Source organism: Streptomyces sp. KR55 (assembly GCF_052245645.1).
GTDB lineage: Bacteria > Actinomycetota > Actinomycetes > Streptomycetales > Streptomycetaceae > Streptomyces > Streptomyces flavusporus.
Genome location: NZ_JBQQCE010000051.1, coordinates 1 through 20,158, shown reverse-complemented (window position 1 = coordinate 20,158; position 20,158 = coordinate 1). Strand labels below are relative to the sequence as shown.

General features: G+C 70.9%; 18 protein-coding genes. 14 read left to right on the top strand and 4 right to left on the bottom strand.

Translation table 11 applies throughout. The features are described 5' to 3' along the window. Nucleotides 1-158 precede the first annotated feature (158 nt). From zapE to ACTWQJ_RS10345, 9 genes are all read left to right on the top strand, one after another. The gene (gene zapE / locus ACTWQJ_RS10385; RefSeq protein ID WP_443306338.1) at nt 159-1,256 is read left to right on the top strand and encodes a cell division protein ZapE; all 1,098 of its coding nucleotides are present in this window, start codon (nt 159-161) and stop codon (nt 1,254-1,256) included. Between the two features lie 183 nt (nt 1,257-1,439). Then, nucleotides 1,440-1,838 carry a hypothetical protein gene (locus tag ACTWQJ_RS10380; protein ID WP_443306337.1) on the top strand — a complete coding sequence of 133 codons (399 nt, stop codon included), beginning with the start codon at nt 1,440-1,442 and terminating at the stop codon, nt 1,836-1,838. A gap of 75 nt (nt 1,839-1,913) precedes the next feature. Continuing rightward, nucleotides 1,914-2,495, top strand: coding sequence for a carbonic anhydrase (locus ACTWQJ_RS10375; protein WP_443306336.1), 582 nt, complete (start codon nt 1,914-1,916; stop codon nt 2,493-2,495). 8 nt (nt 2,496-2,503) lie between these two features. Beyond that, a complete protein-coding gene (locus ACTWQJ_RS10370) occupies nt 2,504-4,006 on the top strand; it encodes a SulP family inorganic anion transporter (RefSeq protein WP_443306335.1) in 1,503 nt (500 codons plus the stop codon). A 110-nt stretch (nt 4,007-4,116) separates the two neighbouring features. Further along, nucleotides 4,117-4,941, top strand: a complete 825-nt coding sequence (locus tag ACTWQJ_RS10365) for a slipin family protein (protein WP_443306334.1) — start codon at nt 4,117-4,119, stop codon at nt 4,939-4,941. A 71-nt stretch (nt 4,942-5,012) separates the two neighbouring features. Further along, complete coding sequence (locus ACTWQJ_RS10360; RefSeq protein WP_443306333.1) at nt 5,013-5,879, top strand: polysaccharide deacetylase family protein; 867 nt, start codon at nt 5,013-5,015, stop codon at nt 5,877-5,879. A gap of 19 nt (nt 5,880-5,898) precedes the next feature. Then, complete coding sequence (locus ACTWQJ_RS10355) at nt 5,899-6,606, top strand: aminoacyl-tRNA hydrolase (RefSeq protein ID WP_443306332.1); 708 nt, start codon at nt 5,899-5,901, stop codon at nt 6,604-6,606. A gap of 210 nt (nt 6,607-6,816) precedes the next feature. Further along, nucleotides 6,817-8,115: a DUF692 domain-containing protein gene (locus ACTWQJ_RS10350; protein WP_443306331.1), complete on the top strand. Its 1,299-nt coding sequence runs from the start codon at nt 6,817-6,819 to the stop codon at nt 8,113-8,115. A gap of 184 nt (nt 8,116-8,299) precedes the next feature. Beyond that, nucleotides 8,300-9,925, top strand: a complete 1,626-nt coding sequence (locus tag ACTWQJ_RS10345; RefSeq protein ID WP_443306330.1) for an alpha/beta hydrolase — start codon at nt 8,300-8,302, stop codon at nt 9,923-9,925. Here ACTWQJ_RS10345 and hemQ read toward each other — a convergent pair whose 3' ends face one another. Together hemQ and hemG are read right to left on the bottom strand one after the other, a co-directional pair. Further along, the gene (gene hemQ / locus ACTWQJ_RS10340; protein WP_443306329.1) at nt 9,926-10,657 is read right to left on the bottom strand and encodes a hydrogen peroxide-dependent heme synthase; all 732 of its coding nucleotides are present in this window, start codon (nt 10,655-10,657) and stop codon (nt 9,926-9,928) included. Between the two features lie 5 nt (nt 10,658-10,662). Beyond that, nucleotides 10,663-12,117: a protoporphyrinogen oxidase gene (hemG, locus tag ACTWQJ_RS10335; RefSeq protein ID WP_443306328.1), complete on the bottom strand. Its 1,455-nt coding sequence runs from the start codon at nt 12,115-12,117 to the stop codon at nt 10,663-10,665. Nucleotides 12,118-12,277: 160 nt separating this feature from the next. Here hemG and ACTWQJ_RS10330 point away from each other — a divergent pair, with 160 nt between their 5' ends. Both ACTWQJ_RS10330 and ACTWQJ_RS10325 read left to right on the top strand, forming a co-directional pair. Beyond that, entirely contained in the window at nt 12,278-13,258 is a 981-nt protein-coding gene (locus ACTWQJ_RS10330) for a DUF4349 domain-containing protein (RefSeq protein WP_443306327.1), read from the top strand. A gap of 27 nt (nt 13,259-13,285) precedes the next feature. Then, nucleotides 13,286-14,680, top strand: a complete 1,395-nt coding sequence (locus ACTWQJ_RS10325) for an FAD-dependent oxidoreductase (protein WP_443306326.1) — start codon at nt 13,286-13,288, stop codon at nt 14,678-14,680. 150 nt (nt 14,681-14,830) lie between these two features. On the opposite strand, the gene ACTWQJ_RS10320 is transcribed toward ACTWQJ_RS10325, so the two are convergent. Beyond that, on the bottom strand, nt 14,831-15,151 hold the full coding sequence (locus tag ACTWQJ_RS10320) for a hypothetical protein (RefSeq protein WP_443306325.1): 321 nt from the start codon (nt 15,149-15,151) through the stop codon (nt 14,831-14,833). A gap of 124 nt (nt 15,152-15,275) precedes the next feature. Here ACTWQJ_RS10320 and ACTWQJ_RS10315 point away from each other — a divergent pair, with 124 nt between their 5' ends. Next, a complete protein-coding gene (locus tag ACTWQJ_RS10315; RefSeq protein ID WP_443306324.1) occupies nt 15,276-16,094 on the top strand; it encodes a rhomboid family intramembrane serine protease in 819 nt (272 codons plus the stop codon). 83 nt (nt 16,095-16,177) lie between these two features. Here the strand turns inward: ACTWQJ_RS10315 and ccsB are convergent, their stop codons facing one another. After that, nucleotides 16,178-17,338, bottom strand: coding sequence for a c-type cytochrome biogenesis protein CcsB (gene ccsB, locus ACTWQJ_RS10310; RefSeq protein WP_443306348.1), 1,161 nt, complete (start codon nt 17,336-17,338; stop codon nt 16,178-16,180). Nucleotides 17,339-17,894: 556 nt separating this feature from the next. Here ccsB and ACTWQJ_RS10305 point away from each other — a divergent pair. Together ACTWQJ_RS10305 and hppD are read left to right on the top strand one after the other, a co-directional pair. Beyond that, nucleotides 17,895-19,112, top strand: coding sequence for an aminotransferase-like domain-containing protein (locus ACTWQJ_RS10305; protein ID WP_443306323.1), 1,218 nt, complete (start codon nt 17,895-17,897; stop codon nt 19,110-19,112). Continuing rightward, a partial coding sequence (gene hppD, locus ACTWQJ_RS10300) for a 4-hydroxyphenylpyruvate dioxygenase (protein WP_443306322.1) occupies nt 19,109-20,158 on the top strand: 1,050 nt, incomplete at its 3' end. The genes ACTWQJ_RS10305 and hppD, both read left to right, overlap by 4 nt.

The window sequence follows — 20,158 nt, the reverse complement described above, 5'->3', positions numbered from 1 at the left end:
GTGCAGTGTTCCACGCGGGGGAGGAACTGTCCGCCGACGGAGCCACGGCCGACCCGAGGGCGCGGGGCTCTGCCGGCCCGCGGTTCCCCGCGTGGGCCCGGCCACATACAGCCCGCAGCCCGCAGCCGAACCCGAGCCACCCCTTAGCATGGGTAAGCGTGTCCACCTCTACCGCCGCCGGGCGGAGCCCGATAGCCGAAGCCGGCCCGCTCTCCCTGTGCGCCCGCGAGCCGCATGTCCCCGCGGATCGCCTGGTCGCCGAGATGGTGCCCCCGCCCCGCTTCGACTCGGTGCGCTTCAGCACGTACATCCCGGACCCGAACCAGCCCAGCCAGAGCGAGGCGGTAGGGGTCCTCGAGGGCTTCGCCACCGGCCTCGGCGGAGTGCCCGGCACGGGCAGGCGCGGATTCTTCGGGTTCGGCAAGTCCAGGTCCCCCAAGACCCCGGCGGGACCACGCGGCGTCTACCTCGACGGCGGCTACGGCGTCGGCAAGACCCACCTGCTCGCCTCCCTGTGGCACGCCACCCCGGCCGAGCCCGCGCTGAAGGCGTTCGGCACGTTCGTGGAGCTGACCAACCTCGTCGGCGCTCTCGGCTTCCAGCAGACGGTGCGGACACTGTCCGGCCACCGACTCCTGTGCATCGACGAGTTCGAGCTCGACGACCCGGGCGACACCGTTCTGGTCTCCACCCTGCTCGGCAAGCTGGTCGACGCGGGCGTCGCGCTCGCCGCCACGTCGAACACCCTGCCGGGCAAGCTCGGCGAGGGCCGCTTCGCCGCGGCCGACTTCCTGCGCGAGATCCAGGGCCTGTCCGCCCACTTCCGCGCCCTGCGCATCGACGGCGAGGACTACCGCCACCGCGGCCTGCCTCAGGCTCCGGCCCCGTACTCGGACGAACAGGTGACAAAGGCGGCGTACGCCACGGAGGGCGCCTCGCTCGACGACTTCCCGCACCTGCTGGACCACCTCGCCCGGGTCCACCCCAGCCGTTACGGCGCCCTGACCGACGGCCTGAAGGCGGTGTGCCTGACGGATGTGCGGCCGGTTCCGGACCAGTCGACGGCGCTGCGGCTCGTCGTACTCGCGGACCGGCTCTACGACCGCGAGGTTCCGGTCCTGGCCTCGGGACTGCCGTTCGATCAGCTGTTCAGTGAGGACATGCTGAAGGGCGGCTACCGCAAGAAGTACTTCCGCGCGATCTCCCGGCTGACCGCACTGGCCCGGGACGCGAAGCGCCTGGTCGACACCCAATAGCGGACCAACCCCCCGGATTCAAGGGCTGGATCACGCCAATTCACCCTCGCTTTTGAGGCTCTCTTCGGGTCGAAACGTCGAGTTAACCCTGCAAACAACTTCGCAGGGTTAATGTCTCTCTTGACCAACCGTTGACCAACCGTTGGCACGGACTAGAGACGTGAACAAACCGGAGGGAGGCTCATGTTTCGAGGTAGGACGGCCCGCACGCTGTACTCGGTCCTGGCTGCCCTCCTGCTGACCCTCCCGTTCTTCACGTCCACGGCGCCCTTCGCACATGCGTACACAGCCCGTCATGCAGAGGCCGAGGCCCAGCCCGGAACCAACCCCTCCGGCAAGGCGCTGCGCGCCGAGGACGCCACGTGCCACCACCACACGCAGTTCGGGGACCCGACCGGTCCCCTGCGTATCCGCGACCGCCACCGCGCGGTCGACCCCGCGCCCTGCGCGCCCGAGCGCCCGCTGCCGGCGCGGGATCAGGGGGCCGAATCCGACGCGAGCGTGCGCAGCGCCGCACACGACCACGCGTCGAGACCCTCGACAGCCCACTCTCCGGCGGCACTTCAGGTCTTCCGCTGCTGAGAGCAGAGCAGTCCCCCACCTCTGTCCTGCCCGCCCGACGCGCCCTGACGGCGCGCCAGGAGGAATCACCACATCATGCAGCCCCTCATCGACAACGCCCGCACGTTCGGACAGCGCCCTGAGGAGTTCGCCCAGCTTGCACAGGGCCAGTCCCCCGAGGTCCTGTTCATCACCTGCTCCGATTCCCGGGTCGTACCGGCCCTGATCACGGGCGCCCGCCCCGGCCAGCTGTTCGAGCTGCGCACCGCGGGCAACATCGTTCCCCCGTACACCTCCGGCCGCCCCACCGGTGAAGCGGCCACCATCGAGTACGCCGTGGAGGTGCTCGGCGTCCAGGACGTCGTGGTCTGCGGCCACTCGCACTGCGGTGCCGTCGGCGCGCTGGTGCGCGGCGACGACCTCGATGCCGTACCTGCCGTGCGCGACTGGCTGGCGCACGCCGCCGACGAGCCCAAGTCCGCCGATCCGGCGGACCCGACGGTCGCCGAGGCGGTGCAACAGCATGTGCTGGCCCAGTTGTTGCGCCTGCGCTCCTACCCGTGCGTCGAGCAGCGGCTCGCGGACGGCCGGCTGCGGCTGCACTGCTGGTACTACGAGGTGCACACCGGCACCGTGCGCGAACACCGCGCAGCCACCGACGCGTTCGAGGCCCTGTGAATCCCGTCATGACCAATTCCCCCCACAAACACCCCCAGAAAAGCCCCCAGAAAAGCCCCTACAAATACCCTTATCTCAAGCAGGACTTCGGCGCCTCCATCGTCGTCTTCCTGGTCGCGCTGCCGCTGTGCGTCGGCGTGGCCGTCGCCTCCGGTGTCCCGGCCGAACTCGGCCTGCTCACCGGCATCGTGGGCGGCATCGTCACCGGCCTGCTGCCCGGCAGCAGCCTGCAGGTGTCCGGACCGGCCGCGGGGCTCACCGTGCTGGTCTTCGAAGCGGTCCGCGAGTTCGGGCTGCCCGCGCTCGGCGCGATCGTGCTCGCCGCCGGAGTGCTCCAACTCCTCATGGGCGCACTGAAGCTGGGGCGCTGGTTCCGGGCCATCTCCGTCTCGGTCGTCGAAGGCATGCTGGCCGGCATCGGGCTCGTGATCATCGCGGGCCAGATGTACGCAGCGGCCGGCATGACGGCCCCGGCGTCCGGCATCGACAAGATCACGGGGCTGCCGGAGGCGTTCGTCGAGGCCGTGGGCAGCACCACGGCACTGGCCTCGATCGCGATCGGCGCGGGCACCGTGGCCGTGATGGTGCTCTGGAAGCGGCTGCCCGAGACCGTGCGGGCGGTGCCGGGTGCGCTCGCGGCGGTGGTGCTGGCCACGCTCGCCGCGCTCGCGTTCGATCTGCCGGTGGCCACCGTGGAGGTGCAGGGCCTGCTCGACGCCGTCCAGGTGCCGGGCGCCGACGCCTTCGGCGAGCTGGCGAGCCCGGCAGCTCTCGGCACGGTCCTCGCCTTCGCACTGATCGCCTCCGCGGAGAGCCTGTTCAGCGCGGCGGCCGTGGACCGGCTGCACGACGGTGAGCGCACTCAGTACGACAAGGAACTGATGGCGCAGGGCGCGGGCAACGCGGTCTGCGGGGCACTCGGCGCACTGCCCATGACCGCGGTCATCGTGCGCAGCGCGGCCAATGTCCAGGCGGGTGCGAAGACCAAGGCCTCCCGCCTCCTGCACGGCGTCTGGCTGCTGCTCTTCGCCGCGCTGCTGCCGGGCGCCCTGGCGCTGATCCCGCTGCCCGCGCTGGCCGGCATCCTCGTCCACGCGGGCTGGAAGCTGATCCCGTTCCGGCAGATCGTGTCGCTGTGGCGGACGCACCGCGGCGAGGCACTGATCCTCGTCGTCACCGCGGTGGCCATCGTCGCCGTGAACATGTTCGAGGGCGTCCTGATCGGTCTGGCCCTGTCGGTCGCCAAGACCGCCTGGGAGGCCTCGCACATCAAGCTGGAGGTCATAGACAAGGGCGCCGGACCGGTCCAGGCGTACCTGTCCGGCAACGCGACCTTCCTGCAACTGCCGAAGATACTGGACAGCCTGGAGGCGCTGCCCCAGGACCGGCCGATCGAGCTGGACCTGTCCGGCCTGCACCACCTGGACCACGCCTGCCGTACGGCGCTGGAGAACTGGGCCGAGCGGCACAGCGCGTCCGGCACCGAACCGGTGAAGGTCACCTCGCCCTGACCGGGCCCGCATCGGGTCCGGGACCGACCATGGCCCCGGACCCGATACCGGGCATATCTTTACAGGAGAAGGCTTTCACTCATTACGCTCCTCCGGGTGAGGGGGTCGTCATGCTCGACGAACTCCTGGCCGTGGCCGCGACGGTCGGTTCCGCGGGCGCGCTGTATCTCGCCGCAGCGGCGCGGGTGGTCAAGCAGTACGAACGCGGTGTGGTGCTACGCCTCGGCCGGCTCAAAGGTTCCGTGCGTCCGCCCGGATTCACGATGATCATCCCGATCGTGGACCGGCTGTACAAGGTCAACATGCAGATCGTGACGATGCCGGTGCCGGCCCAGGAGGGCATCACCCGGGACAACGTGACCGTGCGCGTGGACGCAGTCGTGTACTTCAAGGTGGTCGACGCGGCGAGCGCGCTCATCAGGGTCGAGGACTACAAGTTCGCGGTCTCCCAGATGGCACAGACCTCACTGCGCTCGATCATCGGCAAGAGCGAGCTGGACGATCTGCTGTCCAACCGCGAGAAGCTCAACCAGGGCCTGGAGCTGATGATCGACAGCCCGGCCGTGGGCTGGGGCGTGCAGGTGGACCGGGTCGAGATCAAGGACGTGTCGCTGCCGGAGACGATGAAGCGCTCCATGGCCCGCCAGGCCGAGGCGGACCGGGAGCGGCGGGCCCGGGTCATCAACGCCGATGCCGAGTTCCAGGCGTCCAAGAAACTGGCCGAGGCGGCACAGCAGATGGCGAACACGCCCGCCGCGCTCCAGCTGCGGCTGCTGCAGACAGTCGTGGCCGTCGCCGCCGAGAAGAACTCGACGCTCGTGCTCCCCTTCCCGGTGGAGCTGCTGCGCTTCCTGGAGACCCACACGCCGGACCACCACTCCGCAGCACGAGCGGCGGGCCCCACGCACGCGGTTCCGGAGATCGACGACAGCTGAGCGGGTGACATCGAAGGGACACCAAGGGACCGAATGCCCTGTTTATATGCTTTTCTGCTTATGTTCATTCGGTGATCCTTCCTGTACGACGTCTCACCGCCGTCTGCGTACTCGGCGCCGCCCTCGTCGGCTGCGGCGGCACCGAGCGCCCGCAGCCCCGCCCGGCCCGCCCGGGCCCGTCGGCCACCGACTCCCGTGCGCCCACCCTCGCCCAGGGCCCCGAAGGCCTCACCCCCGTCTTCACCAACGGGCCGCGCACCCAGGGCAGGACGGTCGCGCTCACCTTCGACGCGGATATGACCGCCGACCAGGGGCCCCGCGCAGCCGCGGGCGAACGTTTCGACAACCCCTCGCTGATCGCGACGCTGCGGTCGCTGCAGGTGCCGGCCACCGTGTTCATGACCGGACGCTGGGCGGAGGAGTACCCCATCCAGGCCCGGGGCATCGGCCGTGACCCCCTCTTCGAGGTCGCCAACCACTCCTACAGCCACTACGCCTTCACGCCCGACTGCTACGGGCTGCCGACGGTCGCCGAGGAGCGGATGCGGGCGGATGTGGAGCGGGCGTACGCCGCCTTCCGCAGGGCAGGCGTACCGGATCCGAAGCCGTACTTCCGCTTCCCCGGCGGCTGCTACGACCGGCGGGCACTGCGCGCGCTCGGCGGAGCCGGCCTGACCGCGGTGCAGTGGGACGTGGTGAGCGGGGACGCGTTCGCGACGGACGCCGACGCCGTGGCCCGGGACGTGCTGGACGGCGTACGGCCGGGGTCGGTCGTCGTACTGCACTGCACGCGCAGCGCGGCCCCGACGACCGAGCGCGCGGTGCGGGTGATCGTGCCGGAGCTGCGCCGGCAGGGGTACCGGTTCGTGAAGGTGTCGGAGCTGATCGGGGCCGCCCACGCGGCTCAGCCGCACACCGATACCGCCCTGCGCCCCTGAGGTTGGCAGACTGGACGGCGTGACCAGCGAACTGAACGACAGCCCCTTCCGGTCCGAGCCCAGCGCACGCGACACCGCGCCGCAGTTTGTGCTGCCGCTTGTCGTGCGGATCGAGCGAGGGGCGCCGCCTGCCCGAACCGACGCCCTGGAGACGGCCGCCCGTGCCGTCCTGGTGATGCTGAGTGACGAGCGGTCGCTGGGTGAGGGCGAGTGGGCGCAGGCGATGCGGGACTGGCAGGACGCCCGGATCCGCAAGGTGGTGCGGCGGGCGCGTGGCGCCGAGTGGCGGCGGGCGGAGGCCTTGCCCGGCATCACGGTCACGGGCAAGGCGGCGGAGGTACGGGTGTTCCCGCCGGTTCCGCTCGACGGCTGGCCCAAGGAGCTGGCGAAGCTCCAGGTCTCCGGCACCGACCTCGACGACCCGGAACCGCCCATCGAGGCGGACCGGAGCGCGCCGGTGCTGTGGCTGAACCCGGACGTGGAGATGTCGGCCGGCAAGGCCATGGCCCAGGCCGGTCACGGCGCCCAGCTCGCCTGGTGGGAGCTGTCGGACGAGGACCGCGCGGCCTGGCGGGACGCGGGCTTCCCGCTGGCCGTGCGCACCGCCGACCCGGCCCGTTGGCGTGAACTCACCTCGATCGGGCTGCCGTTGGTCCGCGACGCCGGGTTCACGGAGATCGCTCCCGGTTCCTGCACGGTGGTCGCGGACCATCCGGCGCTGCGCTGAGCGTTCCGCGGCCGGTCGTGAACGTCCGGGGTCTCCCGTCCGTACCTTCTGGCGCCGGCCACGCCAACCTCAAATGTTGCTCTGAACGTGCGCGCCGAAGGGTTCGTGCCCCGGGGCCGGGGCCATACCCCCCTCACGCCGGAACAGCGGGCCGTCGAAGGAGACGACACAGCGGATCCAGGTGGCAGATCGGACGTGAAGGAGGGGGCCATGGAGCGACTGGGGACCGGAATCGGGTGGCGGCCGGAGATCGCGGACGCCGTGGAAGCCATGCCGGGCGTCGACTGGGTCGAGGTCGTCGCCGAGAACGTCTGCCCCGGGCATCTCCCCGACGCGCTGCTGCGGCTGCGTGAGCGCGGGGTGACGGTCGTCCCGCACGGCGTCTCCCTGGGCCTCGGCGGCGCCGAGCGGCCCGATCCGGCACGGCTGACGGCCCTCGCCGAGCGGGCGGAGGCGCTGGGCTCGCCGCTGGTGACCGAGCACATCGCGTTCGTCCGGGCCGGCGGCCCGCTGACCGCGTCCCCGCCGCTGGAGGCCGGGCATCTGCTGCCGGTGCCGCGCACCCGGGACGCCCTCGACGTGCTGTGCGAGAACGTGCGCATCGCGCAGGACGCGCTGCCCGTGCCGCTCGCCGTGGAGAACATCGCGGCGCTGATCTCCTGGCCGGGCGAGGAGATGACCGAGGGCCAGTTCCTGTACGAGCTGGCCGAACGCACCGGCGTACGACTCCTGATCGACGTGGCGAACCTGCACACCAACCACGTCAACCGCGGCGAGGACCCGGCGAAGGCGCTCGCCGAGATCCCGCTGGAGGCCCTCGCCTACGTCCATGTGGCGGGCGGCTTCGAGCGCGACGGCGTCTGGCACGACAGCCACGCCCACCCGGTCCCGCAGCCGGTTCTCGACATCCTGACCGACCTCGCGTCCCGTGTCTCGCCGCCGGGAGTGCTGCTGGAGCGGGACGAGAACTTCCCCGAACCGGCGGAGCTGGAACGGGAGTTGGTGGCGATTCGGGATGCCCTGGAGGAGGGGCGGGCAAGGGGCGGTGAGCCGGACCGAGCCGCTCTCCCGACGGCCAGGCCGGCCCCCTCGACGCAGGCCTCCGACCCCGCTCGCCAGCGGCTCGGCCTCGCGCAGGCCGCGCTGCTGTCCGCGCTCGTCGCCGGTACGCCCGTGCCGGAGGGGTTCGACCGGGTGCGACTCGGGGTGCAGGCGCGGGCGCTGGCCGGGAAGCGGGCGGACGTGGTGGCGAAGGTCGCGCCGGAGCTGCCGGAGATCCTCGGTGACGCCTACCGGCCCGCCTTCCTCGCGTACGCCCAGCGGCACCCGATGACCGGCGGCTACCGGCGCGACGCACTGCACTTCGCCGAGCAGCTGCTGCTCGCCGAGCGGCCCGAAGACGCCCGCGCGCGGAGGGAGTTGCGCCAGTGGTGGCTGGACCGGGCGGGCGCGACACCGCGTCCGCGCTCCCGCATGGCCCGCGCCCGCCGGGTACTGCTCCGCCGCTGACCGGGCCCCGGCCTCCCTCACCCGCATCGGGGCCCACCCGTACTCGCCGCAGGCCTCCCCGGCCGGACAACGCCTGGGGGCGTACGGGCGCATTGGCGCCGACACCGGCCGGTTGGTGCTTGCCTTCACCCGCAACCGTCCGAAACATCCCTTTTGTCGCTGCCGCGCTCCGAAGGGATACGCGATGAGAGCTGCCGTCCTCTACACGGCCGCCGGTTCCTTGCTCCTCACCACGCTCGTCGCCGCCCCGGCCGGCGGCGCATCCGGCGCCCCGGACATGGCGGCCGAGATGCGCGGCACCGCCGTGGCCGCCGCCCGCGCACAGGCCGAGGGCATCGACTTCGGCAAGTGCCCCGACAAACAGGATCTGCCGGAGACCATGGAGTGCGGCAAGGTCACCGTGCCGCTCGACTACGCACAGCCCCGCGGCAGGCAGATCGAACTCGCCGTCAGCAGAGTGCGGGCCACCCACCGCGACCCGCACAACAGCAAGCGCAAGGTGCCGCGCCAGGGCGCCCTGGTCTACAACCCGGGCGGTCCGGGCGCCTCCGGCTTCCACTTCCCGCTGCTCGGTCGACTCCCCGAGTGGAAGCGCCTCGCGGCCGCATACGACCTGGTCGGCTACGCCCCACGCGGCGTCGGCCGCTCCGCACCCCTGTCCTGCCAGGACCCCAAGCACTACTTCAAGGCACCCTCGCAGGCACCGGCGCACCCCTCGGAGTCGTACAAGCAGGAGCGCATCGCGGGGGCGAAGGCCTACGCCCGCGGCTGCGCCCAGCGGTCCGGAAGCGCGCTCAGGCACTACCACTCCCTCAACAACGCCCGCGACCTGGACGTCCTGCGCGCGGCGCTCGGCGAGAAGAAGCTGACCTTCGTAGGCGCGTCGTACGGCACCTACTTCGGGGCGCTGTACGCGACGCTGTTCCCCTCCCACGTACGGCGCATGGTGTTCGACGCCGCGGTGAACCCCCACCCGGCGCAGATCTGGTACCGCAACAACCTCGACCAGTCGGCCGCGTTCGAGGGGCGCTGGGCGGACCTGAAGGCGTGGATCGCCAAGCACGACACCGTGTACGGGCTGGGCGCCACCGCGGGGGAGGTGCAGCGCAGCTACGACACCGCACGGGCGCGGCTCGCCGCCGAGCCGGCCGGCGGCAAGGTCGGGCCGGGGCAGTTGCAGAACACGTTTCTGGAGGCCGGGTACTACGACCACTTCTGGCCGCGCCGCGCCGAGGCACTGTCGGCCTATCTGAAGGGCGATCCGCGGCCGTTGGTCGACCTGGCCGCGCCCCATGAGGAGAAGGCGGTGGAGGCGGAGAACTCCAGGGCGGTCTACACGGCCGTCGAGTGCAACGACGCGCCCTGGCCGACGGACTGGAAGGTCTGGGACCGGGACAACACCCGGCTCGCGCGCGTGGCACCGTTCGAGACCTGGGACAACGCGTGGATGAACCTGCCGTGCGCCTACTGGCCGGCGCCGCGTCAGCAGCCCCTCGACGTGCGGACCGGGCCGGGAGAGCTGCCGCCGGCGCTGATCCTCGCCGCCGAGCGGGACGCGGCCGCCCCGTACCGCGGCGCCCTCGAACTCCACCGCCGGCTGTCGGGCTCCGTCCTGGTGACCGAACGGGACGCCGGCACGCACGGCATCGCGGGCGGCGCGAACCCCTGCGTCAACGGCCACATGGAGGCGTATCTGCTGCAGGGCCGCCTCCCGTCGGGCCGGGCGGCCTGCGCACCGCACCCGGAACCGAAGCCGACGACACCGGGCGGCCGCACCCCGAAGGCGCCGGCCACCCGGCCCACACACTGATCAGGCGAGGCCTGCGACCAGCTCCGTCACGGACTTGCGGCGCCCGGTGAAGAAGGGCACCTCCTCGCGGACGTGCCGCCGGGCCTCCGAGCCGCGCAGGTGGCGCATGAGGTCGACGATGCGGTACAGCTCGTCGGCCTCGAAGGCGAGGATCCACTCGTAGTCGCCGAGGGAGAACGAGGCGACCGTGTTGGCGCGCACGTCCGGGTAGCCGCGGGCCATCTTGCCGTGGTCGGCGAGCATCCGGCGGCGGTCCTCGTCGGGCAGGAGGTACCAGTCGTAGGAGCGCACGAACGGGTAGACGCTGACGTAGTCGCGGGGCGTCTCGTCGGCGAGGAACGCCGGGATGTGCGAGCGGTTGAACTCGGCGGGGCGGTGCAGCGCCATGTTCGACCAGACCGGCTCCAGGGCGCGGCCCAGCTTCGTGCGGCGGAAGAGGTTGTACGCCTCCTGCAGCTGGTCGCTGGTCTCGGCGTGCCACCAGATCATCAGGTCGGCGTCGGCACGCAGCCCGGAGACGTCGTAGGTGCCGCGGACGGTGACGTCCTTGGCGGCGAGCTGGTCGAACAGCTCCTGGACCTCGTCGGCGTAGCCCGCGCGGTCCTCGGGCAGTACGTCCTTCAGCTTGAACACGGACCACAGGGTGTAGCGGATGACCTCGTTGAGGTCCTTGGCCAGCTTGCCCTTGTTCGGGATCCGAGCAGGGCCGGTGGTGGGGGCGTCGTCACTCATGTCCCTTATTCTCCCGCTCCGCCGTGCAGGCTCTGCACCGGGTTCGCGGTGAGCTCCTGCACAGCGTGCAGGTCACCGTGGATCTGGTCCACCGCGGCGTACGCGCTCGCGATGCACGCCGGGATGCCGACGCCGTCGTACACCGCGCCGCACACGGCCAGTCCGGGCAGCTTGCCGATGTGCTCGCGGATGCGGGCCACGCGCGCGTGGTGGCCGACGGGGTACTGGGGCAGGCCGTCGGACCACCGGGTGACGCGGGTCTCGACGGGGGTCGCCGCCAGGCCGGTCGCCGCGCGCAGGTCGGTGCGCGAGACCTCCACGAGCCCGGCGTCGTCGCGCTGGAGGATCTCCGTCTCGCCGTACCGCCCGACGGACGTGCGCAGCACGACCAGGTCCGGGTTCTCGTCGGCGATCCAGCCCCACTTCTGCGAGGCGAACGTCGACGCCTTGATGGTCCGCCCGTCGACTGGGGGCACCAGGAACCCGCTGCCCTCGGGAAGGTGCGCCTCGGACCTGCGGTAGGCGAGGGTGACCAGAGCCATGGACGCGTACTCGACGGCGGCGAGCTCGGCAGCGGCGGCGGGAGCCTCTGCACGCAGCAGCCCTGCTGCGGCGGGCGCGGGCACGGCGACGATCACGGCGTCGGCGTGCAGCACCCGGTCGCCGGCGACGATCCGCCACCCGGCGGCCGGCTCCCGGCGCAGCTCCGTCACGGGTGCCCCGGTGACGATCTCGCCCCCGCGGGCGCGCACCGACTCCGCGACGGCGAGAGGCAGACTGCCCACGCCGCCCCGGATACCCATGAACACCGGCCCGCTCTGCTGGGCCGCGGCCGCCCCGGCCTGGATCTCCCGCACCCCCTCGGTGAGCGAGGTGTGGGTGCGGGCGGCCTGGAAGAGCTGAGGGACGGCCGACCGCATCGAGATGCGGTACGCGTCGCCCGCGTACACCCCGCCCAGCAGCGGCTCCACCAGGCGGTCGACGACCTCGCGGCCGAGCCGCGCCGCCACGTACTCCCCCACCGCCACGTCGTCGCCGACCTCGGTGCGGGGCAGGTCGGCGTCGCGCTCGATGCGGTGCAGGCCCTCGTCGGACAGGACTCCGGAGAGGGCGGACGCGGTGCCGGGCACGCCCATGACGTGGCCCTTGGGCATGGGGCGCAGGGCGCCGCGGGTCCAGAGCGAGGCGGACGCGGTCGCCGGCGGCTGGAGCCGGTCGGTCAGCCCCACCTCGCGGGCGAGCGCCACCGCCTCGGGCCGGCGCGCCAGCATCGACTCGGCGCCCAGGTCGACCCGCACGCCCGCGATCTCGCCGGGCAGCAGCTTCCCGCCGACCCGGTCCGACGCCTCCAGCACGGTCACCCGCGCCCCCCGCGCCAGCAGCCGGTGCGCCGCGGCCAGCCCGGCGATTCCGGCTCCGATGACGACGACATGCCCGACGTCCGTGCGTGCTCCGTTCATGGCTCCACCTTCTCAGAGCCCGCTGACAGTCCCGCCGCGACCCCGTGGCCCCACCGAGTCCCGACCGTGACCGCATCGGGACCGGCCCGGTCAAACGTCCCGCCCTGTCCCGGCGTCGAAGAAGCGTCAGTCGCCACGACCCTCGGGGGGATGCACCCACATGCGCGCACGACGTTCCGTACGACGGCCGGCCCAGGCCCTGGCCGGGATCCTGATCGCCGCCGCCCTCGCCCTCACGGGCTGCACCGGCGCGGACGACAGCGGAAGCGACAGCAGTGCCGGCGAGGCCGCGGCCCAGGCCGATTCCAAGGCCGGCGTCCCCGACAGCGGCGGCCGTGCCGACTCCGGCCGCGCCACCGCGCCGCCCCGGCTCGGCACGAGCGACATCATCCACACCGCATCCCTGACCGTGCAGGTCAAGGACGTGCCCAAGGCTCTGGACGACGCCCGCGCCACCGCCGAGAACGCCGGCGGCTACGTCGGCAGCGAGACCACCACGCGGGACGAGAAGGGCAACGAGCGCACCCGCGTGGTCCTGCGCGTGCCCGCCGACCGGTACGAGGACGTCCTCACCGACCTGGAGGGCGCCGGCAAGCTCCTCGACCGCACCGCGAAGGCACAGGACGTCACCGACCAGGTCGTCGACGTGGAGAGCCGGATCAGGACGCAGCGCGCCAGCGTCGCCCGGATCCGCGAGCTGATGGACCGGGCGACCAAACTCAGCGACGTGGTGGAGCTGGAGGGCGAACTGAGCGGCCGCCAGGCCGACCTGGAGGCGCTGCTCGCCCAGCAGGCGTCCCTGAAGGACCGTACGAGCCTGGCCACCATCACGCTCTCCCTGTCCGAGACGCCCGTGAAGAAGACCGCCGAGGGCGACGACGATCCCGGGTTCGTGGACGCACTGACGGGCGGCTGGGACACGTTCGTGGCGATGCTGCGCTGGATCGTGGTGGCCGTCGCCGCGGTGCTGCCGTTCGCCGCCCTGGCCGCGCTGCTCGTCCTGCTCTGGCTGCGCCTCGTACGGCCCCGGCTGTCGCGCCGCCCGGCCGCGGAGAACGCGATGACGGCGCTGGGTCCGCTGCCCACCGCCCGGCCTGCGCCGGAGAGCGCCCGGGAGGAGCAGCGGGGCGAGCAGGACTGAGAAGCCCGGTCCCCGTAGCGTGTCCGCATGAGCATGAGCCGTGGCAGCAACGGGGCAGAGCGCCTGGTCGTGATCGGCGGTGACGCCACGGGGATGTCCGCGGCGTCACAGGCCCGTCGGCTGAAGGGCCCGGACGAGCTGGAGATCGTGGCCTTCGAGCGCGGCCACTTCACCTCCTACTCCGCATGCGGCATCCCGTACTGGGTGGGCGGCGAGGTCTCCGACCGGGACGAGCTGATCGCACGCACTCCGCAGGAGCACCGCTCGCGCGGCATCGACCTGCGCCTGCGCACGGAGGTCACGGAGATCGACGTCGAGGGTGGGCGGGTACGCGCGCGTGACGTCGATTCCGGGGCGGAGTCCTGGACGGCGTACGACAAACTCGTGATCGCCACCGGCGCCCGCCCGATCCGCCCCGACCTGCCGGGCATCGACGCCCTCGGCGTCCACGGGGTGCAGACCCTGGACGACGGCCAGGACCTCCTGGACACCCTCACAGGCACGCGTGGCCGGCGTGCGGTCGTCGTCGGCGCGGGCTACATCGGCGTCGAGATGGCCGAGGCGCTCATCAACCGCGGCTTCCAGGTGACGGTCGTCAACCGCGGCAGGGAACCGATGTCCACCCTCGACCCGGACATGGGCCGCCTGGTGCACCAGGCCATGGAGGGCATGGGCATCACCATGGTCAACGACGCCGAGGTCACCAAGCTGCACATGGGCGAGGACGGCCGGGTGCGGGCCGTGGCCACGGCGGACGCCGAGTATCCGGCGGACGTCGTCGTGCTCGGCATCGGCGTACGCCCGGAAACCGCGCTGGCGAAGGCGGCGGAACTGCCCCTCGGCGAGCACGGAGGGCTGCTCACCGACCTGGCGATGCGGGTGCGCGGGCACGAGAACATCTGGGCCGGCGGCGACTGCGTGGAGGTCCTCGACCTCGTCTCCGGCCGCGAACGGCACATCGCGCTCGGTACCCACGCCAACAAGCACGGCCAGATCATCGGTGCGAACGTCGGCGGCGGCTACGCCACGTTTCCCGGCGTGGTGGGCACGGCGGTGAGCAAGGTGTGCGACCTGGAGATCGCCCGTACCGGGCTGCGCGAGAAGGACGCCCGGCGGGCGGGGCTGCAGTTCGAGACGGTGACCATCGAGTCCACCAGCCGCGCCGGGTACTACCCGAGCGCCTCCCCCATGACCGTCAAGATGCTCGCCGAGCGCCGCACCGGGCGGCTCCTCGGCGTGCAGATCGTCGGCCGGGAGGGGGCGGGCAAGCGGGTGGACATCGCGGCGGTGGCGCTGACCGCTGGGATGACGGTGGAGCAGATGACGGCGCTGGATCTGGGGTATGCGCCGCCGTTTTCGCCGGTGTGGGATCCGGTGTTGGTCGCTGCGCGGAAGGCTGCGGGGAAGGTTCGAGCGCAGTAGGGGTGCGGGTGTCTCGCCGGGTGCGGGTAGTGGGGGGGCTGGTCGCGCCCACGGTGGGGGTCCCCCCGCTCGAGCGAAGCCGAGAGTGGGGGAGGAGCCGCAAATCGACACAGCCCCGCGCCCCTGAGGAGCGTTGGCGCTCCCCGGCGACTACGCCGTTCCGTTGATCCGGTCGATCGCCTGCCGTGCCTGTTCCGCCGGCGGGCGTGACGGTAGCGACGACACGGATGCGGCGGACGGCATGGCTGTCGGCTGTGCTCCTGCCGGTTTTGCGTGCGCGCCCGGAGAGGCGGATCGCAGCCGGTGGCTCACCGCCTCGTCCAGCGTCACCGGGCGCTGCAGCTGCTGCGCCAGCCGGCCGGCCTCCTGGCCGAGCCGGGCGACGTCCTCCCAGGGGAGGTGGACCACCAGCGCCATCTGTGCCTCGCCGTCGGGCGTGGCCTGCATCGCAGGAGTAACTCGGTCGTTCATCGCCTGTTCCTCACGTCGTCCCGCGACGCGCCTCGCCGTGCCGCGGCCTGGTCGAGAAGACATACGCACGCCCGGACGGCCGCGTTCACCGGTTCGGCGGACGTATCGCGGGCACTACTTCCTTGTGGTCATCCCCGTCCATGACGTGAACCCGGCGCGCCGCACGCCCTGGGTGACATACGCGCTGATCGCGGCGAACGTCGTCGTGTTCCTGTCCATGCCCGGCATGGCGGGTTCCGTGGCGGGCGACGGCAGCCTGGCGCAGCTGTGCCATCTCCAGGCCTACCTGGACCAATATGCCGTGGTGCCACGCGAACTGATCCACCATCAGATGCCGCGGCTGGTGCCCACCGGCGACATCGCGGTGGGCCCGCAGGGCCCGGGCTGCGTGGTCGGCCCGCCGGGTTACGACAAGTCGCCGGAACTGAGCGTCCTCACGGCGATGTTCCTGCACGGCAGCTGGCTGCATCTGCTGGGCAACATGCTCTTCCTGCTGATCTTCGGCAACAACATCGAGGACCGCATGGGCCATGTGCGGTTCACGCTCTTCTACGCCGTCTGCGGCTATGCGGCCTCGTACGGCTTCGCGCTCCTCAACGACGACTCGTCCGAACCGCTGATCGGCGCGTCCGGGGCGATCGCCGGGATCCTCGGCGCCTACCTGGTGCTGTACCCGAAGGTCCGGGTGTGGGTCCTGGTGCCGTTCCTGATCTTCCTGCCGCTGCGCCTGCCGGCCTGGCTGGTGCTGGGCTTCTGGTTCGTGCTCCAGGCGGTGTACTCCTCCGGCGAGGGCGTGTCCGACGTGGGCACCGTGGCCTACGCCGCCCATATCGTCGGCTTCCTCGCCGGCATGCTGCTCGCCTGGCCGCTGAAGCCGGGCACGCCACCGCCGCCGGAACCGCGCGGCCTGCTGTTCGGCAGGCGGGCACGGCCGGGTCGGTGAGAGATTTACCGGGCAAGATGTGCATGGACAAACGTCATGGATGAGGCCGGCAACCGCGGTGCGGACCGCCCCGTAGGGACGTCTCAGACTCCGGAGTACGAGTGCTTCCCGCCGAAGAGGAAGTTGACGCCGTAGTAGTTGAAGAGGTAGGTGGCGAAGGCCACGAGGGCGATGTACGCGGCCTTACGGCCCTTCCAGCCCGACGTGGCGCGGGCGTGGAGGTAGGAGGCGTAGGCGATCCAGGTGACGAAGGACCAGGTCTCCTTGGGGTCCCAGCCCCAGTAGCGGCCCCAGGCCTCGCCGGCCCAGATGGCGCCCGCCACGATCGTGAAGGTCCACAGGGGGAAGATCGCGGCGTTGATGCGGTAGGACAGCTTGTCCAGGGTCGCCGCGGCGGGCATACGGGCCAGGATGTCGTTGCACACCATGCGGGTCCACAGCAGCAGCCGTGCGCCGGCCGAGCCCTCCTTGTTCCGCACCGACGTGGCCAACTGGCGTTCGAGAGCGGCGACCCGGCCGTCGCCGAGACGCGTCTCGTAGCTGTCCCGGAAGAGATACACGAGTGCGGACAGCGCACCGAGGTACAGGGCCGCACCGCAGAGGATCGCCACGGACACATGGATCCACAGCCAGTACGAGTGCAGCGCCGGGACCAGCTGGTCACTCTCGGTGTAGAGCCAGGTGACCGCCACACCCAGGTCGAGCAGGACGGTGGTGACCAGCGGCAGTCCCGCCCAGCGCACGTTCTTCCGCAGCAGGAGCAGGACGAGGTACAGACCGACGACCGCCGTCGAGAAGGTGGTGGAGAACTCGTACATGTTGCCCCACGGCGCACGCTGCGCGGACAGCGAGCGGCTCACCACACCACCGGCCGAGAGCAGGCAGGCGAGGGTGGTCAAGGACACCGCGATACGGCCGTAGAGGTCGCCCCGCTCGTCGCCGCCGTGCGCCCCGGGACCGTCGGCGATGGTGGAGGCGCCGGCACGGAGCCGCCCGACCACCTTCGGGCGCTCCAGCACAGCCGTACCACCGGCCGCAGCCCGCACCTCGCGGCGCTCAGGGGCCGACTGCCGGTCCTTCTCGGCCACGAGCGCGGCGGCCGTACGGCCGACCTTGCTGCGACTGCCGAAGACCCATTCGGCGATATGGGCGAGGAAGGCCAGCGAGTACACGGCCATCGCCGAATAGATGAACCAGTTACTGAGCTGCGCCAAGTCCTCGTTGGTGGCGGCCAGGTTGTTCACTTCTTCCACCTCGAAGAGGATGCGAACAGGGACGGGCGCGGTCCGCACCCTGCCGTCAGCTTAGCCTCAGGCTGTAACGGCCCGGACTTCAGGTCCTGCCGGGCCGCTACTCAGCGGCTTTGGCGCTGTGGGGAGTTGACGGTGGGTCACCGCCATGGGAGTGCACGACGCTCTGGTGTCCGCGCGATCCGGATGTGCGGGTGTACCCCGGGCGCACCAAGTGCACGCGCTCACCAAGATTGGCCGGAAATCGCTGCGCTCGGCTTGATTCGGATCACGGTTGACGGTGATCAAGCACCGTGATTCAATCGATCCGGAGATAGGCGGTAATGCGCCATTTCCGTAGGGGAATTTATCGGACCCAGCCGCTTTTCGGTGACCGCACCGCCGGGGTCCGATTTTATGCTGGAGGGGGAACTTCGGCTGTCTTACCAGCCGGCATCGCATGCACACACAACTCGACACACTCAGCCTCCATGGATCCCTGGAGTCGCCGGTCATCGAGTCAATGAATTTCCTCAACGAGGTGTCTCAACGATTCCCGGACGCTCTCTCCATGGCCGCCGGACGGCCGTACGAAGGATTCTTCGACATCAATGATGTACACGAATACCTTCGCATTTACGAGTCCCACGTCAGATCCCTGTCCGGCGGAGACGAGAAGCAGGTCCACCGCACGCTCCTGCAGTACGGGCGCACCAAGGGCATCATTCACGACCTGATCGGGAGGAACCTCTCCACGGACGAGGGCATCCATGTCGATCCGGAGAGCATCGTCGTCACGGTGGGCTGCCAGGAGGCGCTCTTCCTGACCCTTCGCACGCTGCGCCGGGACGACCGGGACGCCCTCATCGCGCCCATGCCCTGCTATGTGGGCGCGACCGGTGCCGCCGCCCTCGCGGACATGCGGGTGCTGCCGGTCGCGGAGCACACGGCCGGCATCGACCTCGAAGACCTGGAACGGGTCGTCAAGGAGGCCAAGGCGGACGGCCTGCGACCACGGGCCTGCTACGTGGTGGCCGATTTCGCCAACCCGTCCGGCGCCAGCCTCGACATCGACACCCGTGAGGCACTGATCCGGCTGGCCGAGAAGCACGATTTCCTGGTCCTGGAGGACAATCCGTACGGGTTGTTCCGAGCACTGGATTCCGAGTCGACACCCACACTGAAGGCGCTCGACGGCGATCGGCGCCGAGTGGTGTACCTGGGCTCGTACGCCAAGACGGGACTGCCGGGAGCGCGCATCGGATTCGCGGTCGCCGACCAGCGCACCGCGTCCGCGGACGGCCGGACGGGACTCCTCGCCGATCAGCTGGCCAAAGTCAAGAGCATGCTCACGGTGAACACCTCGCCGATCGCCCAGGCCGTCATCGGCGGGAAACTCCTGGCACACCGGCACAGCCTGCGATCGGCCAATGCCCGTGAAACGGAGCTGTACCAGGGAAATCTGCGGCACGCGTTGAACGAGTTGGCCCGCCATTTCCCCGACGACAGCCGTCCCGAGGTGACCTGGAACACGCCGGCCGGCGGATTCTTCGTCGTCCTGACGGTCCCGTTCGCGGTCGACGACGAACTTCTCATGCACTCCGCGCGGCGCCATCAGGTCCTGTGGACTCCGCTGCACCACTTCTACGGCGACGGGCGCCCGCGTCGGCAGCTCCGCCTGTCCCTCAGCTATCTGTCACCGGATGAGATCACAGTCGGCATCAACCGCCTCGCGGACTTCATTCGCGAACAGTGTGATGTCCAAAGCCTCCAGAAAGGGATTTCGTGAGCATTTTCGATGATCTCGGCGTCGATCACGTCGGTTTCTCGGTCGGCGACCTGACGGAGGCGACGGAATTCTTCGTCAACGGCTACGGGATGGAGGTTTACGCGCACTCGGTTCCCGGCACGACGGACAACGCGGTACGCCAGACCGCCCTGGGTGACGAAAACATACGGGTGCTGCTGACCGATGCGCAGGGCGCCGACCATCCGGCGACCGCCTATGTCGACCGTCACGGTGATGGCGTGTCGGACATCGCGCTGAGCACCGCGGACGTGGCGGGGGCGTTCGCGGAAGCGGTGCGGCGCGGCGCCCGACCCGTGGCGGAGCCGCGGGAGGAGAACGGCATCGTCACGGCGACCATCGCCGGGTTCGCCGATGTCACCCACACCTTCGTGCAGCGCGCCGCCGGGCTGGACTCCCGTGCACTGCCCGGACTCTCGCCCGTGAGCCCGAACGCCGGCTACGCGAGCACGCCGGGCCCGGCCGCCGCGGGTCTGCACACCATCGACCACTTCGCCGTCTGCCTGGAGGCCGGCCAACTGGCCCCCACCGTCGCGTTCTACGAGACGATCCTCGGCTTCGAGATGGTGTTCACCGAGCGGATCATCGTCGGCGGCCAGGCCATGGATTCACAGGTGGTGCAGAGCCGGTCCGGTGCGGTGACGCTCACCCTGATCGAACCGGACACCTCCAGGGAGCCCGGGCAGATCGACACGTTCATCAAGGAGCACGGGGGCGGCGGCGTGCAACACGTCGCCTTCGCCACCGACGACATCGTGCGGGCGGTGCACCGGCTCGGCGCCAACGGCGTGGGCTTCCTGACCACGCCGTCGACGTACTACGACCTGGTGCCCGAACGCCTCGACCTGCGGCGTCACTCGCTCGACGCGCTGCGCGAGTCGAACATCCTGGTCGACGAGGACCAGGACGGACAGCTGCTGCAGATCTTCACCAGGTCCGCCCACCCCCGCGGCACCCTGTTCTTCGAGGTCATCGAGCGGCTCGGTGCGCGCACCTTCGGCAGCGGCAACATCAAGGCCCTGTACACC

Bases quoted from the DNA above. Each gene is read 5' to 3' on its own strand.
- ACTWQJ_RS10380 (WP_443306337.1), top strand. From the start codon at position 1,440: ATGTTTCGAGGTAGGACGGCCCGCACGCTGTACTCGGTCCTGGCTGCC.
- ACTWQJ_RS10375 (WP_443306336.1), top strand. From the start codon at position 1,914: ATGCAGCCCCTCATCGACAACGCCCGCACGTTCGGACAGCGCCCTGAG.
- ACTWQJ_RS10370 (WP_443306335.1), top strand. From the start codon at position 2,504: ATGACCAATTCCCCCCACAAACACCCCCAGAAAAGCCCCCAGAAAAGC.
- ACTWQJ_RS10365 (WP_443306334.1), top strand. From the start codon at position 4,117: ATGCTCGACGAACTCCTGGCCGTGGCCGCGACGGTCGGTTCCGCGGGC.
- ACTWQJ_RS10350 (WP_443306331.1), top strand. From the start codon at position 6,817: ATGGAGCGACTGGGGACCGGAATCGGGTGGCGGCCGGAGATCGCGGAC.
- ACTWQJ_RS10345 (WP_443306330.1), top strand. From the start codon at position 8,300: ATGAGAGCTGCCGTCCTCTACACGGCCGCCGGTTCCTTGCTCCTCACC.
- hemQ (WP_443306329.1), bottom strand. From the start codon at position 10,657: ATGAGTGACGACGCCCCCACCACCGGCCCTGCTCGGATCCCGAACAAG.
- hemG (WP_443306328.1), bottom strand. From the start codon at position 12,117: ATGAACGGAGCACGCACGGACGTCGGGCATGTCGTCGTCATCGGAGCC.
- ACTWQJ_RS10330 (WP_443306327.1), top strand. From the start codon at position 12,278: ATGCGCGCACGACGTTCCGTACGACGGCCGGCCCAGGCCCTGGCCGGG.
- ACTWQJ_RS10325 (WP_443306326.1), top strand. From the start codon at position 13,286: ATGAGCATGAGCCGTGGCAGCAACGGGGCAGAGCGCCTGGTCGTGATC.
- ACTWQJ_RS10320 (WP_443306325.1), bottom strand. From the start codon at position 15,151: ATGAACGACCGAGTTACTCCTGCGATGCAGGCCACGCCCGACGGCGAG.
- ACTWQJ_RS10305 (WP_443306323.1), top strand. From the start codon at position 17,895: ATGGCCGCCGGACGGCCGTACGAAGGATTCTTCGACATCAATGATGTA.